The organism is Marinobacter sp. M1C, from assembly GCF_023314135.1.
Classification (GTDB): domain Bacteria; phylum Pseudomonadota; class Gammaproteobacteria; order Pseudomonadales; family Oleiphilaceae; genus Marinobacter.
Window position 1 is genome coordinate 2128264 of record NZ_CP092289.1, and the last position, 16477, is coordinate 2144740.

A 16477-nucleotide genomic window follows, 5' to 3' on the forward strand; every position below is an offset into this window, starting at 1 on the left:
ATGAAACGGAGTTTCTATCGCGCCCTGATGGCCAGCGTCTTCGCCGCTGGCATGGGCTCCGCCCCCCTAACCGCCAACGCAAATCAGGCCCCTTTAGCAGCAGATGTCATTGTGGTTATAGATGAGTCTGGCTCTATGTCCGGAGAGCAGCGCTGGATCGGTGAAATGGTTCGCTTGCTTGACGAAAACCTTCAGCAATACGGAATAGGCAGTGAGTCGCAGGCGAATCTCTATGGTCTGGTAGGATATGGTAGTCGCTCCGTTGTACCCAGAGTATTGCAGGTAGACGGCGAGAAGCTTGGGTCTGTCGCGGGGTTTGAGGCTGCATCGAATCGTTTGGTTACCAGCGGTGGCACAGAGGATGGCTGGCGCGGCATTGAATACGCGCTGAACGAGTACCCCCGAAGAAACGGTGCCGCTGTCAATATTATCCTGGCCACGGATGAGGATCGGGATAATACGAGAAGTTCAATCACGTATCAATCTGTCCGGTCTCTTCTCGAAGCCAATCGCTCGCTATTGAATGCTGTTGTGAACGCGAGAATAAAGTGCGGTGATGGTCGAAGGGCTCTAGGGTTAGACAGCCTGGGGACAGGTTACGTCGTGGACGGAAACGGCGGTTTTACCCGATGCGATGGCGCTTATGCAACCTCAGGCTCCGGGCGGACCGTAGATGATTATGTCGACCTTGCATTGGAAAATGGTGGGGCAGCCTGGGACCTTGCGTTTCTGCGTTCAGGGGGAACGAACGCGGAGTCTTTTACCAAAGCACTTCTTGATATCAAGGTTGAAGAAATTCTCAGTCAGCGGCCAACCGGTGATCTGGTAGCCGTTGCGCAGGCTACTCCAAATCCGGCTGTGGCCGGGGAACAGATATCACTGGATGGCACGGGTTCTTTCCACCAAAAAGATGAGCGAAGCATCATTCGCTGGGAGTGGGACCTTGATGATGATGGCACCTATGATGCCCAGGGGCCGATCATTACCACCAGCTTTCCAGAACTTGGAGACTATCCGGTAACTCTGCGTGTAACGGATGATGGCAGTACGCCGCTTGTTCAGACGGCTCAGGTTGTTGTCAAAGTTGACACGCCACCACTGAGTCCCACAGCGGATGCCGGCGGGCCCTACCTGTTCTGCCCGCAGACACAACCCTGGTATCTGGATGGCACGGGTTCCGTTAATCCGGATGATGGTCTGAGTGAGCCTGGTCAGCCAGGCGATCAGTTGGTCTCCTGGCTCTGGGATCTTGATAACGATCTGTCGTACGGCGATGCCAGTGGCGATCTGGTGGATGTGACCAGCCGCTTTGCTGGCGAGGGCGCGGGAGACTATCTGATCCGCCTTCAGGTCAGTGATAATACTTCCAATGCCTTCCCCAGTAGTGGAAAGCCCGACCTGACTGACACAGCTGTCAGGCAGGTGCGAATCCGAGACGAGTCCGATGCCGCCTGTAACTGTCTGACCGATATTGCTGTTCGTGGAAAAATGACGATTGCCCAATTGACCTGGACAGATTCCGGCGCGCCGTCTTATGCCGTGCATCGCAGCACCCAGGCCGGTGGGCCCTATCAGCAGATTGCAGTGACGGACAACCGTTACTCCACCTATCTGGATATGGGGCTGGATCTCGACACTACCTACTACTACACGGTGAGTGAACTTGGCACGGATGGACGTCCGACCTGTCGGTCCAGAGAAGTGAGCGTTACCCCGTCGGCCCGCAGGCGCAATGTCTCGAACCGCGCCCCTGTTATTCAGTCTGATCCGGTAGTTAGCGCAATCGAAGGACAAGCTTACACCTACCAGGTTGAGGCGACCGATCCTGATCGACGCGACCGCAAAGAGTTCTCTTTGCAGGTGGCTCCGGCTGGAATGGTGATCGATGCTGTTTCGGGTCAGATCGAATGGACGCCATCGAATGTGCATGTGGGCAGTCAGACAGTGGTTGTGCGTGTAGCAGATACTCAAGGGGCCTTTGATGAGCAGGCATTTACGATCAGCGTAACGAACGTGAATCAAGCCCCTGCAATTGTGAGCTCGCCGGAGCTGGCTGCGACGGAACTCGAAAAATATAGCTATCAGGTTCAGGCGGTGGATCCGGATCTTGGCGATACTTTGAATTTCGAGTTGGTTAACGGCCCTGCCGGTGTAACCATTGATAGCTCCGCAGGTTTGCTTACCTGGACCCCCGAACAGGGCCAGCAGGGTACTCGCGAAATTTCTCTGAAGGTTATCGATAGCGAGGGCGAGTCCGACAAGCAGTCTTATCAATTGCAGGTTAGAGAGCGCAATTACCTGCCCTCCATTGATAGTACGCCCGTGATTGAGGCCGAAGCAGCTTCGGAATACCGTTATCTGGTGCAAGCCTCAGACGCCAACTCAGACGCAACACTGACGTTTGCTCTGGGCGACTTCCCGGAAGGCATGACCATCGATCCGGTGACCGGGGAAATACAGTGGGTGCCAGCTGCAGACCAGGTCGGCGTGCAGCCGGTATCCGTCGTGGTTTCCGATGATCGCGGCAGTTCGAGCTCGCAGAACTTCGAAATCCGGGTGCTGGAAGAAAATATCGCTCCCGAGATCATAACGCAGGCTTTACCGGCTGCCAGGGAAGACCAGAGCTACACTGCCACGATTGTTGCGGAAGATCCGAACACTACGGAGACCTTGCAATTCAGCTTTATTTCTGGCCCGACCAATATGCAGCTAGACCGGGAGACCGGCGAACTGAGTTGGTTGCCACTGACAACGCAGATCGGTAACAACCCGGTCACGATCCGGGTGAGTGATAGCAGAGGGCTCAATGCAGAGAAAGACTTTGTCATTGAAGTTCTGGATGTGAACCAGGCCCCGGGAATCACTTCAGTGGCGCTGGAATCTGCAGAAACCGGCAAACTGTTCACCTATCAGGTTCAGGCGTCCGACCCGGACAGCGGTGACGTACTTGAATACCTGCTCGTGTCAGGGCCAGCGGGCATGTCAATGGATCCTGAATCTGGCCTGCTGGCATGGACGCCTGGCAGTGAGCAAGAGGGTACTTATCCTGTCAGACTGCAGGTCAGGGATGCTGATGGGCTATCAAGCAATCAGACATTTGATATCAGTGTCAGTGCTGTCGATGCACCACCGGAAATTACCTCCACGCCGGTCATTTCGGTTTTGGCTGGTGCCGAGTGGCAGTATCAGGTAATGGCATTGGACGATCAGGATACGGAACTGGTTTACCAGTTGGTTGCAGGCCCCGATGGAATGTCCATGAACACGGCTAACGTTGCCACCTGGAGCCCGTCAGAGAGTGATGAAGGCGCTAATGCGGTAACGGTTCGGGTCTCTGACCAGAGCGGCAACGCGGTCAGCCAGAGCTTTACCCTCACTGTGGTGACCTCGAACGAACCGCCCGTGATTAGCAGCAATCCACCGGCGAGCGCACGGGTCGGACAGGCATACCGCTACCAGGTTGTGGCTGAGGATCCCGAATCCGGAGCACTCACCTATAGTCTCGGGCAGGCACCAGTTGGTATGACTATCGATGCTGGCAATGGCAGTCTTCAGTGGACGCCCGCTGAGACCGATGAGGGCGCCCAGCCCGTTGCCGTTGATGTTTCCGATCCGCAGGGAGCAACAACGCGTCAGGCCTTTACTCTAGATGTGACCACCGACAATGCGCCACCGTCTATTACCAGCCGTCCTGGCTCTGGGGCTCTGGTTGGCGAGACGTACAGCTATCAACTCGTAGCCACAGATCCTGAGAACGAAGCGCTGACCTACGCTCTGCTGTCCGGCCCATCTGGCATGACCCTGTCTGCCAATGGCCTGGTGCAATGGACGCCGGATGGAAGTCAGACGGGCGAGTATTCTGTCAGCCTTGAGGTGCGTGACCCACAGGGTGCATCGGCGACACAAAGCTATATTCTGAATGTGCAGGCAGAAAACAGTGCGCCGGTGTTTGAAAGTTCGCCGACCACCACCGCGAGAGTGGGCGTTGAATACAGCTCTACCATGACTGCAACAGATCCTGAAGGTGATGCACTGACATGGAAGCTGGTCTCTGCCCCTGCGGGTATGGCGATCAATTCAGGAATGGGAGAAATCTCCTGGGTGCCCAATGAGAACCAGATTGGCACACACCAGGTTGCCGTTACAGTCACCGACGGCCGTTTCCCGGTTGGCAGGACTTATTCGGTGACAGTAGCTGGCGATATGCTGCCTCCGAGTCTGGGCAATGTGCCAAAGGATACAGCCGAAGTCGGCAAACCGTACGTTTATCGCATCGTTGCGATCGACGCTGAAGGCTACTCGGTGGACGTCGAACTCTTATCTGCCCCGGAGGGAATGACGCTGGCCGATGAAAATGGCGTGCCGACCATCCGCTGGACGCCGGTAGAGGGTGACTGTGTAAAGAATGTGCGCCTGGGGCTGGAAGACAGGTTTGGCCAGACCGCAGAACCGACCTGGAGCATCCAGGTATATGCAGCACCCAAAAAGCTGAATCGTATCCAGTGCTCAGCGCAGTCTGAAGCGTGTGGCGGGTAAGAGAACTCAGGGAGAGAGACAATGTTTGCCGATTTCAGAACCGAAGCCATGTTTTCCCAGCGCCTGAAGCGGGCGGTCAGTGCCCTGGTGCTGTTCTTCTTCTCATTCACCTTCTATTCGCCGGCGGTCCTCGCGGCATTCAATGAAGCGGATCGGCAGTCAAATCCGCCGCGAAATTCGTTGGCCTACACGAATCCGCTCGGCGAGACCATAGAGAGCCTGGAACAGCAGGTCAGTTCGCTACAACAGACGGTCGCTGGAGGGCGGATGGATCTGATTCCTGCCCACCTGGACGCGATAGGGGAGTTGGCGGAGGTATTTCACGAACGGGATGCAGGGGTCAGAAAAGAGCTCGATGCTGAGCGCCAATCCCTGATTGCTAAAGGATTGCCCGATGACATTCTTGCCCGCCACCAGACGTTCGAATCTAATTATCTGGACCATGCTAAAAGCATAGGAATCGGTCTCGATAAGCTCTCTCGCTGGAAAAATGGTGCCACTGATAAAGACGGGTTGCTGAACATAGCGAACGCTCTTCAGAGCCACCTGCAATACCCGGTGCGCAACCCGCAACAGAGCTTCAGTGGTGATCTGGATTTCGTGACGCCGCCACCGCGAAACCTGTTCACCAGTCAGGCCGCGATTGAAGGCCTGCTTGGCGTCAGTGGCGAGCCCGCCTGGGATTTAAGTGATTATCTGCAAACGGACAGTGCGACCGCTAACACCGACCGAGTCCGGGATATCGTGGCAGATCTGGGCCCGGATCCATTGGCGTTGTACAAATGGGTACACGACACCATCCGTTTCGTGCCCAGCTATGGCGTAATGCAGGGTGCTGATTACACCATTCAGAGTGAACAGGGTAATGCCTTTGATACGGCCAGTACCCTTATTGCGCTATACCGCGAAGCGGGCATACCGGCGCGTTACAGCTATGGCACCGTAGCCGTCCCTGCCGAGGGTGCTCAGAACTGGGTTGGCGGTGTCTCCAATGTTGACGCCGCCACCAACATCCTAAGCCAGGGAGGCATTCCCCAGCAGCAGTTTTCCTACGGCGGATCGATTGAAGAAGTGGAGCTGGAACATGTGTGGGTCGAAGCGTGGATCAACGGCCAATGGGTTGGCCTTGATCCCAGTTTCAAAGAGCATACCTTCACCGAAGGCCTGGACATTGAGAATGAGGTACCCCTTGATGCAGAAGCGTTCCTGAGCAACCTGCAAGCCTCCGCAACCGTAAACGAGGCAGAGGGCTGGGTTCAGGGTCTGGACGCCCTTGCGGTCCAAAATGAACTGGAAGATTACCAGGCCCGGGTCCAGTCGTTCATTGACGGCACTGGCAACGACACCACCCTGGGCGACGTGCTGGGCACCCAGCAGATCGTTCCCGAAAACGCCGACGTCATCGAAGACGTCGCATTGCCCTTTAATCACGTGCGCGCCAGCGCCGTTGTCCCGAATCTTCCAGAGTCACTGTACTATCGCTTCCGTCTGCAGATTGGCAACACCTTTGGCGGCAGTTTTGGCGCCCCCGTGCAATGGGCCGGAACAGCAGCGGAGATCGACCGCCTGACGCCAGAGCTCGTTGGCAAGTCACTGGCGATCAGCTTCCGACCGGCCACTGAGGCCGACCAGCAGACGCTGGAGAGCTACCTTCCCGACACCGTCGAATCGTTGGAAGACCTGCCCTCCCAATTACCGGCCAATACCGTTAACATGATTGGCGAGATCACCATCGACGGCAACGTGGTGGCAACCACGTCCTCGGTCACCCTGGGCCAGTCATTAATGGCGCGCCTGGGTTTTCACGCGCCCGAACGAAGCTGGAACTACAGCGAAAACAACCTGATTGCCGGCCAATATCAGGCTGTGGGAATTGATATGCAGGGCATCAGCCCAGCCCAGCTGACGGCATTGCAGGGGCAACTGGAGAACGTGAAAACCAAGCTGGATGCAGAAGATTTCGCCGGTCTGACCAAGCATGACCTTGTCGGTGGCATCCTTCAGTCTGGAATCCAGGGCTACCTGGCAGAGACCTACGCCATGGATAAAATTGCCGCCAAGGCATCGAACATTGTGTACAACCGAAGCCCAAGCTACGGCACCTTCTCTACGCAGATGAACGTATCCTACTTCTTTGGCTCCCCGCGAAATGTTCTGTTCAGTGGTGTGGTGATGGACGTGGATAGGATGTCAGCCAATACGGAATCGGTGGATAATTGTTATGAGGACTGGGTGGCGTTTAATCGCAGTTCCGGCATGCGCTCCAGCGCGTACGAGCACCTGATCCCGGAACGTATCTTTTCGACCGAAGAGCAACCGGCGGAAGGCGTCTCAACGGCCAAAGCGCTAACGCTGGCTATGGCCCAGGGCCAGAGGATCTACACACTGACTTCTGAAAACGCCTCGAGCCTGAACCTGATCACCATCGACTCGGCGGCGCGTTCTGAAATCCAGACCGCCTTGCAGCGTGGCTATGAAGTGACTGTTCATGCGCAGCCAATCAATGTGAATGGCTGGGAGGGGAGTGGTTATTCGATTATTGATCCTGAGAATGGGGTTGGGGCTTATAAAATTAGTGGTGGGGCCAGCGGTGGTTTTGTCGTCGCGCTGGGGACTACTGTCTTAGGCATATTGGGAGGTCTGGCACTGCTTTCTGGTGGGTTCTTTTTCTTGGGCCTTGCGTTACTTGCTTGGGAATTAATCAACTTCTCGTTCTGGATTGATTCAATTCGAGAAGCGGATAGTAGCGATGAACTCAATGAAGCAAACTTTGGGCAGGCAATCGTTGGATCGCTAGGATTGCTTTTGATCCCCGGAATAGGCGCCCCGGCGCTTGCGACGGTGGTATTCGGTATATTGTTTTCAGCAATTCTTACTTCCGTTCTGTGAGAAATTAAAATGCTGTCAATTTCTTTTGGATGCTTATATTTCGCATTCTCTCTCATTTACATGCACGGAGAAGAAAGCTCGGGTGCTCTTGGGCTTTCTTGTTTGTATGCATTTGTATCGTTCCTGGGTTTACCCTTTTTCTTAAGGTACTTTGAGGCAAATAGTGTAAAAACCAGGCTAATCGTAGGTTTCGAGAAATTGATTTTTATAGTATCAATAGCTGCAATATCAACGAAGTTAGAAGTGTTACTCGAACCGAGACTTTTGCCTTCGTTTTTATTTTTTGTTTACGTCATGTTATTTCTTTTTTTCTCAAGCGCTCTTGATGCAAGCTACCGAAAAATCGGTATCTATTCCCAAGAGTACTACAGTCGGGTTTTCGGTGAGTTTCCGTTAAAAAGTGAAAAGCAAATTTTCAAAATGCGAGTTTTAATTTATGCGATTCCACTAATGATCATAGCAGCGAGCCTTTTCTGGGGGAGTATATCTGAATCCGGTTGATAGCTGCCGCGTTTTACGATGCAGAGTCGTTTCTGGGCGACCTGCGAAAATCCTCAACCTTATTAGCAACACTACTATTTGGCGTGATATTTTCTTGGATACTTACTACGGCTTTATAAAAGTAAAAATAGCGTGAGGTCCATAATATGTTTTATTTTTATTTCCAGATAATTATATTCAGGATTGACGATGAGTAATATTATTACAATCCAAGATTTAAAATTTTATTCGCCTAAAGCTTGAAGGCTATAGGTATTCTCAGGATTTTAAATATTTGGTTATAAAATCGCATGATATTATGTTTTCATGCAATTATTAATATAATAACTTATAAGGTTTAGTGAAATGTATGCGTTTATATTTAATAGTTTTTATTTTTTTTGCATATATTTTAATATAAAAAGCGGTTTTAATGAATTAAGTGCCATAGCTATGTCAGTTCTTATCACGACATTTAGCGTTTCGTCGACTCCGATTTTCATTAAATATTTTAAATCGAAAATTTCGCTCTCAAGAAAAGTATCTCAGGTAGAGAAGTTGATCGTCCCACTAATGTTAATAGTTGTAGGGACACAAGCTAATATATTCATGAATTTTCATCTCGTGTCGTTGATTTTTGGAATTGCATATTTTTTAATGTTCATCGCTCTTTTAAGTAAAATTGATGACAGTTACTCGAATCTGAGGATTTATTCTGAAAAATATTATCGTAAAGCTTTTGGAGAATATCCTATAGAAAGCAAGAAAGCTACTAATGAAATCCGGAAACTGATTTACTTGATTCCATTTGTAAGTTTTATTGTATACCTATTATGGACACCCTTGAGTCTTGGATTCGAGTAATAGTTTGCTTTACTATACGGGTTGCAATGATTAGTCTTCGATTTTTATTGGGCGCTGTCATATCAGCGCTCATTTGTATAAAAATACAAGGAGATTATTTAAATTTCGCCCGCTATTATTCAAATATAGCGGCTGGTGTTTTCTCTGGTTTGATGTCATTGCTATTGTTTGTACATGGGAAGTGGGCCTGTTTTATTGAGCGCAACAATGGTAGTCCCTCAAAAAAATGGAGGTTCTTTGAGTTCTGGGTTCTACCATCATCGCTTGTTTATATGTTTACTCTGCCCTTTGCAGGAATTCATGTCTTTACCTTAGAGTTTTTTTTCTCCTTATTGCTGTGTGTTGCCCTGTTGGGTGACCGTAACCACGATATCTCTAAATACTTGTGGGAAAAGCGTCCAAAGGAGTATCGGAAATTCCCAGATTCTGGGGAGGCCTCATGGCGGACGTTGAACGAAAAAAAAATGCTTTGTGTCGTAACTTTTTTCGGGCTGCCTATTGGGATATATCTGTTTTCCGCACTGTATCAGCTTTGAGAATATAAAATAATTAGGGAGACTCTGAATAAGTCTCCATGGATCCTATGGCTATGGCCGGTAAGCGGGGTTAAGTACACCCCCCATGCTGACAGGCGTCTGCCTGCTGCAGGATGGATAGCTTATACTCTACAGTGAATGCGCGGCACCCCCGCTTTTCTAGCTTCGGATTTGGCAAAATTTGTGTCATCGGCTTCGGCATAATGATCTCCTAAGGCACCCTGATTTCTATGTTAACTCAAAATCAGTTGGTTCATGCTTAGGTTGACACACAGGGCGCTAATATTTAATGGTTTTATTTATATACCTTAATGCAAAGGATAGTTTTAATGAGCTAAGAACGACAGCTGGGTCCGTTTTTTAGGACATTTAGTATTTCTTTAGCTCCACTTTTCATTAAATATCTTAAATCGGAAATTGCATTTTAAGAAAAGTAACTCGTATTGAAAAGTTTATCGTTCAAATGGAATTTCGAAGCGTAATAGCGAATGCCCATCGGCGCTGGCTTCTACTTTTAGTTGGCCTCCCATCAGTTCAATAAGCCGTTGTACCAACGGCAGGCTCAGGCCCATAAACCCGGTGTTTCCGCTCAGGTTACCCTTGCCTATCTTGTCGAAGTCATCAAAATTGTCAAAGTTAGCGCCTAGGCTGTGCGATAAGTTTTGCGCCGCGGTATTAGACACTGCAATGCTCAGTAATGCCGCCGGAGGAAGTTGATCGGCATCGTTCCGATGAACCGGCAATTGTGCGGAATCCAGGATTTTCAGGCAGGCTTCAATCTGTATGCTGCCGTCGTGACTGCCTTTAATAGAGTTATCCAGAAGGCCTGCTATTATTTGGCGCAATTTTGGCGCATCTCCATACACCATCGCTACGTCTGGAAAGCCCGATTGAAAGCTGAGATCCAGGGTTAATCCGGCTTCTACCGCGATTTGTCTGTGGGACGCCACGCAGTTGTGAATCAACTGGTGCAAATCAAATGGATAAGACCGCAGCACCGCAGTGCCGCGATCCAGACGTGAATACTCCAAAATATCGTTTATCACCAGTAATAGGTCCTGCGCAGCGCGACTGGCGGTCGTTAGGTATTCGCTCTGGCTATTGCTCAGGCTTTCGCCCTCGATCAGTTTGACAGTGCTCAGCACGGCCCGCAGAGGAGTCTGTAACTCATGACTCGCAATGTCCATGAAGTCGGATTTGGCTTGGCTGTTGCGCTCGGCCTGATCCAGGGCAGAGCGGGTTTGAGTCAAGGTGTGCTCCTGCAATTCTCGTTGCTCTTCTAGATGTTGTGCTAGCTCGTTTAAGCGTATTTCTATGGTGATCAGTTCCTTAGAATTACGATATTGATTTACCGGCGTTACGCTGTAATCGTGGTGGCTGAGGGCTTTAATTCGTAGCCCGATGCTACGTATGGGGCGCAGGATACCGGTAAGAAAGTAATTAACAAGAAACATAGTCAGAAGCAGCAGGGCAGTACTCAAAGCCAGTGACGTCCAAAGGATGCCGCGGCGCTTGCTGGCCAGAAGGTTCGGATCAACACCTACCTGCACGCTGCCTACCCGCAAGGCTCCGCCGACGAAGCTCAAACCTGGATCGAACCACACAGGGGTATCTAAGCCATTCATGTTTAAAGGTTTTTGAAGAATCTCAGCCGTATAAATGTTTTTGTCCAAAGCGGGTGCTGCAAACGTCGCTATTCGCGCTTCCACATCGGCCCGCTTGCGATCACTGGCGTCGGCGTTCGCGTTACTGACAAAGCCGATCACATCGCCGCGAACGTTAGTCACGCGTATCCAGTCAGCATGGCTGCGGCGTAAAGATTCGGAAATAATGTCGTTGAGCACACTGGTGTTGCCGGATACGACCGCGTATTCCAATGCGGGCGCCAGGCTGTCAGCGACAATCTGGCTGTGTTCCGCCACCCGGTCGTTGGCGTCTTGCAAGCGCACATAGGTAAAAAATAACATCAGTGCGGCGAACATCAGAACAGCGGGCAAAGCGCCAAGAATAAGCAATTTTCGGGCAAGCCTGGCTGGTGGACTGTGCGCCTTAAAGGACCGCGGCCGAGATGTCATGGCAACATTCCTCTCTTTTCGGCATCCGCGACCGCGTCTTTGGTGGCGGGCATTGCCTGTTCACGCAACTGTTCTATTACCTGTTCCTTTACGTTGGCCTCTGACGGCAGAGGGATGTTTAGGGAGCGTCCGACTTGCTCGTTTATTTGAACATTGAAATCGGTCGGGTACGCCGGTTTCGGCAAGAAACCCTCGTGAAACCACTGTTCCAGAGCGTTAACCAAGGCTTGCGCCACCGCAGAGTAGGGCGCGTAGCTTGACGCCAGCGAACCAGCTTTGACATAGGCTTGGCTAGGACCAATCACCATGATGTTTCGCCGGTAGGCGGTCAGCAGAATGTGTTTGATGGTGCTTGGGTTGTAAATACTGGGGTCTTGAGCTGCCAACACGAAATCACCGTAATAGAGCGCGCGCACCAGAGCCGGTATGAGCTCGCTACTACTGTTTACAACAAACATCTGCGCTTCCAGATTGTACTTTGGCAACTGCGACAGCAATTCGCTGTAAAGGTGAGTGCTCTTTGGAGTAGCCAATAGGGCAATCCGGCGGGATTGGGGCAGTATGGCCTTGCCGGTAAGCGCTTGGTTGAGCAGAGGCACGTCGTAGTAAATGGCAGACACAGAGCGCTCCGTTTTCTTATCCGAACGCGCATGGGTTATAGCCCGATAGTATTCCTGTGAAATCAGTGTTGCCAATATCGGCGACTGCGGATATCTGCCCAACGCCGTTGTAAACGCTCTGCGGCCAATGGTCACTATGGGTATGCCCGGGTTTAATGCCGCTTCAGACTCGTTAACCGGCATAACGCGTACTTCTCGACCAACCAACTGGCGAACTTGATCCAGCAAATAGTTGTCCAAGACATCGTTACCCGAACCCACCACATAGATCAACGGAATCGTAATGTCTGAGCGAGCAGCGCCGGCGGCCAGCATCAGGATAAAACAGAAGAGCGCAGCAACCGCAAGACGTCCGGGAGCGATAAAATATGTCGTCCGGAACAGGCGTACCTTGCTAAGCGATCGATACATGGGAGCCATTATCTATTCACATCCATTAAAAACGTAGCCCTGCTTCCACAAAAAATTGGTTGTGGTCCGCAATATTGTTATCAGAGCTAAGATCAAACTCCCGGTTCAGGTAGTGCTGCATAACAAACGCAAATTCCGCAGTGTAACGTGGCTGAACAAGCTGCTTGGCCAGGCGAATATCCAAGCGCTCAAATTGGGAGTTTCGGAACTCATCTACCCAGTAAAATGCGCTCGCCGCGGTAATATTCCATGGAAGTCGTTGAATGGCTGCAATGCTTCCAGAATGTCTTGCGGAAAGGCGCCCAAGCCATGTTAGCTTGTTTCCCTTCTCCTCGGCGGATAACGGTTTGCCATCATAACTATCAGGGCCGCTGTAGCGAGAATCCTGATCGAGATAACCATAGCTTAGACGCAGAGTTGTTGAAGGAAAGACCACGGAGCCTTCAACCTCAAAACCTTTTTGATCAATATCCACGCTATTATCAATATTCCATTCCTCGAACTGGATTACACCACCGATCATATCCCGCATCTCGTCCCTGAATCCACGCACCTCCAGTGTGAGCAAGACAGGTGACACGGGGAACTGGCCGAAATAACTGATTTCGTGAGAGCGGATTTTTTCCTCAGTCAAATGAACATCCAAGGTGTTGACGTAATTTTTATCGAGTAAGTCGTTTGTCGTTAAGCGGTAACCCTCAAGTTCCTCAGCGTACGCAGCGTTGACGTTTCGAAGTGTATGACCGTAGTCCGGGTTTTGCTCAAAACTGTCCGGTGTGCGCACGGCCTCAGAGTAAACAAAACGCAGTGCATGTTGATTATTGAAAATCAGGTTGGCCGCTAAGCGCGGGGAGAAGTAACCCTGGCCGGTCGTGTCTGTATGTTCCCAGTTGCCACCGCCGTTAAAGGTCAGCCAATTTGTAGGGCTATATTCTACATTGGCGAAAACTCGGTACTGTTCACTGGTGCCGCGGCCATTGAAAAAGGTTTCCGAACGATAGGTGTCGTGGCGATAACCCAGCCCAGAGACCAGTTTGGTCGTGTCAGACAGAATCAACGTGTCCTGCAGCTCCAGCTCCAACCGGGAATCTTCTGAATCGGCGTTCAGATTAGCTGATAATGGTTCAGGCGCGGTGTTCAAGTTTGAGCAGTTAACGGAAATACCCGCTGGGTTTGAACAGATTCCATTGAATAAAGGCAAGACGTCCTCTGTGGGTACCTTAATTGGCCACCGCTGGCGCCGTTTGAAATTCTCGAAACTTACCTGAACGTGGAAAAAATGATCGGCTGATGGGATGACGTTAAAGCGGCTATCCAGATAATAATCGCGTACATCAATATCTGGATTGGCTTGCGCCGGGAAGTAGCCCGTTTTGTATTGATCTTCTTCGTTAACACCGTCTGTAACGCCAGCCCGCAATTCTATATTGAAGTCTGGTTGCAGCTTCAAGCGCGAGTCGAACGTCAGAAAGTTCAGATTCTGGCCATCATGGAACGGTATAAAATCACCATCCTCCCTCTGGTAATCGAATCCTCCAAACTCGCGTTTCTCGAAAGCCATGCGCCAGTCAATGTTGGCGTTGGCATCGCCGACGCTGGCAAATGTACGCCGATAATCGCGAGATCCGGACATTACCCGCAGTTCCGTACCGGCAGTATCGGCCGGGTCTCGGGTAATAATATTGATGCTGCCCAGAAACGCGTTGACGCCGTAAGCCGCAGAGTTGGGCCCGCGGCTTACTTCAATTCGTTCAATCAGCTCCAGCGCCACCGGCATGGTTTGCCAGTCCATATCTGACAGAGTGGCGCGATGGGCTGTGCGGCCATCAATCAGCACCTGCATGCGCCGTTGCTCGTAATGCGCGGTGCCATGGTAGGTGGTCACTGGTGTACTGCTACCGACCTCTGCGACGACCATGCCGGGCACGAGCCGGAAAATTTCAACCAGGCTGTTGATGCCTAATTGCCGCACCAGATCACCTTCAATAACGGTGGTACTGCCCGGCACCCGAGTTTTGGGCTGCCGCAAGCGGGTTGTGGTCAACACTTCTGGAATGTCATCGTTGAAACTGTAAAAGCCGGGCAAAGGCTCAATCTTATCGGGAATGTCATTGCCGTCGGCCCAGGCGGGTGCTATCGCCGCCGTGACTCCCAGCAAGGTTGCCGAAAAATATGGCCGAAAGCTGCTGATTGCCTGGGTTGCACAGCGTAAAATGGCCGCGCGCGGAGCCACTTGCAACGGCGTTATTGCAAAACCCGAGCTCGCCCCATCACTGTTCGGGCAACAGAAGCAATTCGTAACGGCCATGATTGTCACTCTATACTGGTGGTGTAGTGCAGTTTGAGTAATCGATTTGTATAGCGTAAAGCGTATGCTATTGCAGTGGGGCTTAATTGTCTCGCGTAAATGTACATTTGTTAATAATTGGAGACCCGTAGCAATGAACTGCTGGGACCTACTTGGAATAGAACCGACATCCGATCGCCAGCGCGTAGAACAGGCTTACCAGCAACAACTGAAATTTGCCAGCAGCGATGAGGCGCGAAGCCTGGAGCAAGCCTTTCGCGAAGCCACCGGCGCAGCACCAGCCGCCTCCGATATCGAGGCACAAACGTCGCCAAACACTCCAGGCGCGCAGCCTGAGCAAGGGCCTGAGCAACCCCAAGAGCTGGGCGCTCATTCAGCGCAAGTGGCGCGTGAGGTGGTTATTCAGATCAAAGCGCTGCTGAACGACAGCATCCGGGCGGAAAATGCAGACGTGTGGAAGGCCATTCTGTGTGAGCCACCGGCTGATCAGCCTGCTTTGCGCGCTGAGATTGCCCGCCGGCTTGAGTCACAGTTGCGTCCGATGGCCGAAAACGGCGTGTTTCCGGTATCAGTGACGGCATTTTTGGGTGACTGGTTTGAATGGCCGAGCCTGCGAGAAGCGCCGAGCAGCCATGGGAAAAAGCAACAGCCGGACGAGCGTAATTATCCCGAACCAGAGATGATGGGCGGGGAAGGAGAGCAGAATGAACAACCACCGCAATCCGTTAACTTCTGGCCGGCGGTGATTGGTTGGATTATTGGACTCGCTATTTTGACCAGCCTGTTCGGCGGCATGGGCGGGAGCTGACGAACCCCTTAAATCTGATTTAGAAAATCGCCTGCCGGCTGGGCCAGCAGCCGGGCCAGAATGGCAGGCTCGAATCGGCGGCGGATGCTGATGGCGTAAAATTCCTCGAAAACACCGGGTAAGGCACCGTAATCCACCAGGCTTCCGGCTTTCAATTCGTCACGGACGACCACCGGGGGTAGTACCGAAAAGTAGCGGGTGTCCCGTGCCAGCAGCCGCATCATGGCCATGTCGTCCACCTCTGCTATCAGCCTTGGCCGCACTTTGTGGTAGTCGCAGAATTGGTCAAAAGCGTGGCGTATATTGTTTTCGGCCCCGGGAACAATGAGCCGCAAACCCTGGAGAAAGTCAGGGAATACTACGTTGGTGGCCGCGTCGGGAGGCCCGATAATGCTCACCGGCTGACGTGCGATGCGGCGAGAGCGAAATGGGTTCTGTTGGTCGCCCTGAACCGGCTGATTTGACAGCACCAGATCCAGCCGATGTGCCGACAGGCGCCGCAGTAAATCGTCAAGCCCGCCGCTTTGTAGGCTGAGCTCCAGATCATCCCGCTCTAGTAGCGGCGCAAGAAACCCTTCCTGAAAGTTCCGCGACAGCGTCGCCACAGCACCTACCTTTAATGTTTCTCGCGCCGGTTGGTGCCCGCTTTCAAACAAAGCAGATAACTCCGCCCCTTGGCGAAATATTTCTTCTGCGTAGCTGAATGCCACGCGACCGGCCTCTGAAAGCTTCAGGCGCCGCCCTTCGCGAATAAATAGCGCTTCACCAAAACTATCCTCTAGTTTTCGTATTTGTCCCGACAGTGCCGATTGCGATATGTGCAAAGCTTCCGCAGCGCGGGTCAGATGTCCGGTGCGGGCTACTTCCCAGAAGTAGAAAAGATGGTGGTAATTGAGTTTCATGTATTCGTTCTTTAAAAGTGAATGTTACGTTCTTTATAAACTATTTTT

Annotated in this window: 8 protein-coding genes; 4 read left to right on the forward strand and 4 right to left on the reverse strand. The window is 51.8% G+C overall.

Annotated elements, in window-relative coordinates; all coding sequences use genetic code 11:
- The 3 genes from MIH19_RS10130 (at position 1) to MIH19_RS10140 (ending at position 9305) form a co-directional block, all read left to right on the forward strand.
- Positions 1-4536: a putative Ig domain-containing protein gene (locus tag MIH19_RS10130; RefSeq protein WP_249008738.1), complete on the forward strand. Its 4536-nt coding sequence runs from the start codon at positions 1-3 to the stop codon at positions 4534-4536.
- A gap of 21 nt (positions 4537-4557) precedes the next feature.
- Positions 4558-7425 carry a transglutaminase-like domain-containing protein gene (locus tag MIH19_RS10135; RefSeq protein ID WP_249008739.1) on the forward strand — a complete coding sequence of 956 codons (2868 nt, stop codon included), beginning with the start codon at positions 4558-4560 and terminating at the stop codon, positions 7423-7425.
- 1313 nt (positions 7426-8738) lie between these two features.
- Positions 8739-9305 carry a hypothetical protein gene (locus MIH19_RS10140; protein ID WP_249008740.1) on the forward strand — a complete coding sequence of 189 codons (567 nt, stop codon included), beginning with the start codon at positions 8739-8741 and terminating at the stop codon, positions 9303-9305.
- A 452-nt stretch (positions 9306-9757) separates the two neighbouring features.
- On the opposite strand, the gene MIH19_RS10145 is transcribed toward MIH19_RS10140, so the two are convergent.
- From MIH19_RS10145 to MIH19_RS10155, 3 genes are read right to left on the reverse strand one after another with little or no spacing between them, the layout of a single operon-like run.
- On the reverse strand, positions 9758-11380 hold the full coding sequence (locus tag MIH19_RS10145; RefSeq protein WP_249008741.1) for a HAMP domain-containing sensor histidine kinase: 1623 nt from the start codon (positions 11378-11380) through the stop codon (positions 9758-9760).
- Positions 11377-12420 (reverse strand): ABC transporter substrate-binding protein, encoded by a 1044-nt coding sequence (locus MIH19_RS10150; RefSeq protein WP_249008742.1) that lies wholly within the window; start codon positions 12418-12420, stop codon positions 11377-11379. Before MIH19_RS10150 ends, MIH19_RS10145 begins: the two co-directional genes overlap by 4 nt.
- 16 nt (positions 12421-12436) lie before the next feature.
- A complete protein-coding gene (locus MIH19_RS10155; RefSeq protein WP_249008743.1) occupies positions 12437-14719 on the reverse strand; it encodes a TonB-dependent receptor in 2283 nt (760 codons plus the stop codon).
- 133 nt (positions 14720-14852) lie between these two features.
- Here MIH19_RS10155 and MIH19_RS10160 point away from each other — a divergent pair, with 133 nt between their 5' ends.
- On the forward strand, positions 14853-15527 hold the full coding sequence (locus tag MIH19_RS10160; protein WP_249008744.1) for a J domain-containing protein: 675 nt from the start codon (positions 14853-14855) through the stop codon (positions 15525-15527).
- Between the two features lie 8 nt (positions 15528-15535).
- On the opposite strand, the gene MIH19_RS10165 is transcribed toward MIH19_RS10160, so the two are convergent.
- Positions 15536-16429 carry a LysR family transcriptional regulator gene (locus tag MIH19_RS10165; protein ID WP_249008745.1) on the reverse strand — a complete coding sequence of 298 codons (894 nt, stop codon included), beginning with the start codon at positions 16427-16429 and terminating at the stop codon, positions 15536-15538.
- Positions 16430-16477: the final 48 nt, after the last annotated feature.

Coding starts and splice junctions, on each gene's coding strand:
- MIH19_RS10130 (WP_249008738.1), top strand. CDS start 1: ATGAAACGGAGTTTCTATCGCGCCCTGATGGCCAGCGTCTTCGCCGCT.
- MIH19_RS10135 (WP_249008739.1), top strand. CDS start 4,558: ATGTTTGCCGATTTCAGAACCGAAGCCATGTTTTCCCAGCGCCTGAAG.
- MIH19_RS10140 (WP_249008740.1), top strand. CDS start 8,739: ATGGACACCCTTGAGTCTTGGATTCGAGTAATAGTTTGCTTTACTATA.
- MIH19_RS10145 (WP_249008741.1), bottom strand. CDS start 11,380: ATGACATCTCGGCCGCGGTCCTTTAAGGCGCACAGTCCACCAGCCAGG.
- MIH19_RS10150 (WP_249008742.1), bottom strand. CDS start 12,420: ATGGCTCCCATGTATCGATCGCTTAGCAAGGTACGCCTGTTCCGGACG.
- MIH19_RS10155 (WP_249008743.1), bottom strand. CDS start 14,719: ATGGCCGTTACGAATTGCTTCTGTTGCCCGAACAGTGATGGGGCGAGC.
- MIH19_RS10160 (WP_249008744.1), top strand. CDS start 14,853: ATGAACTGCTGGGACCTACTTGGAATAGAACCGACATCCGATCGCCAG.
- MIH19_RS10165 (WP_249008745.1), bottom strand. CDS start 16,429: ATGAAACTCAATTACCACCATCTTTTCTACTTCTGGGAAGTAGCCCGC.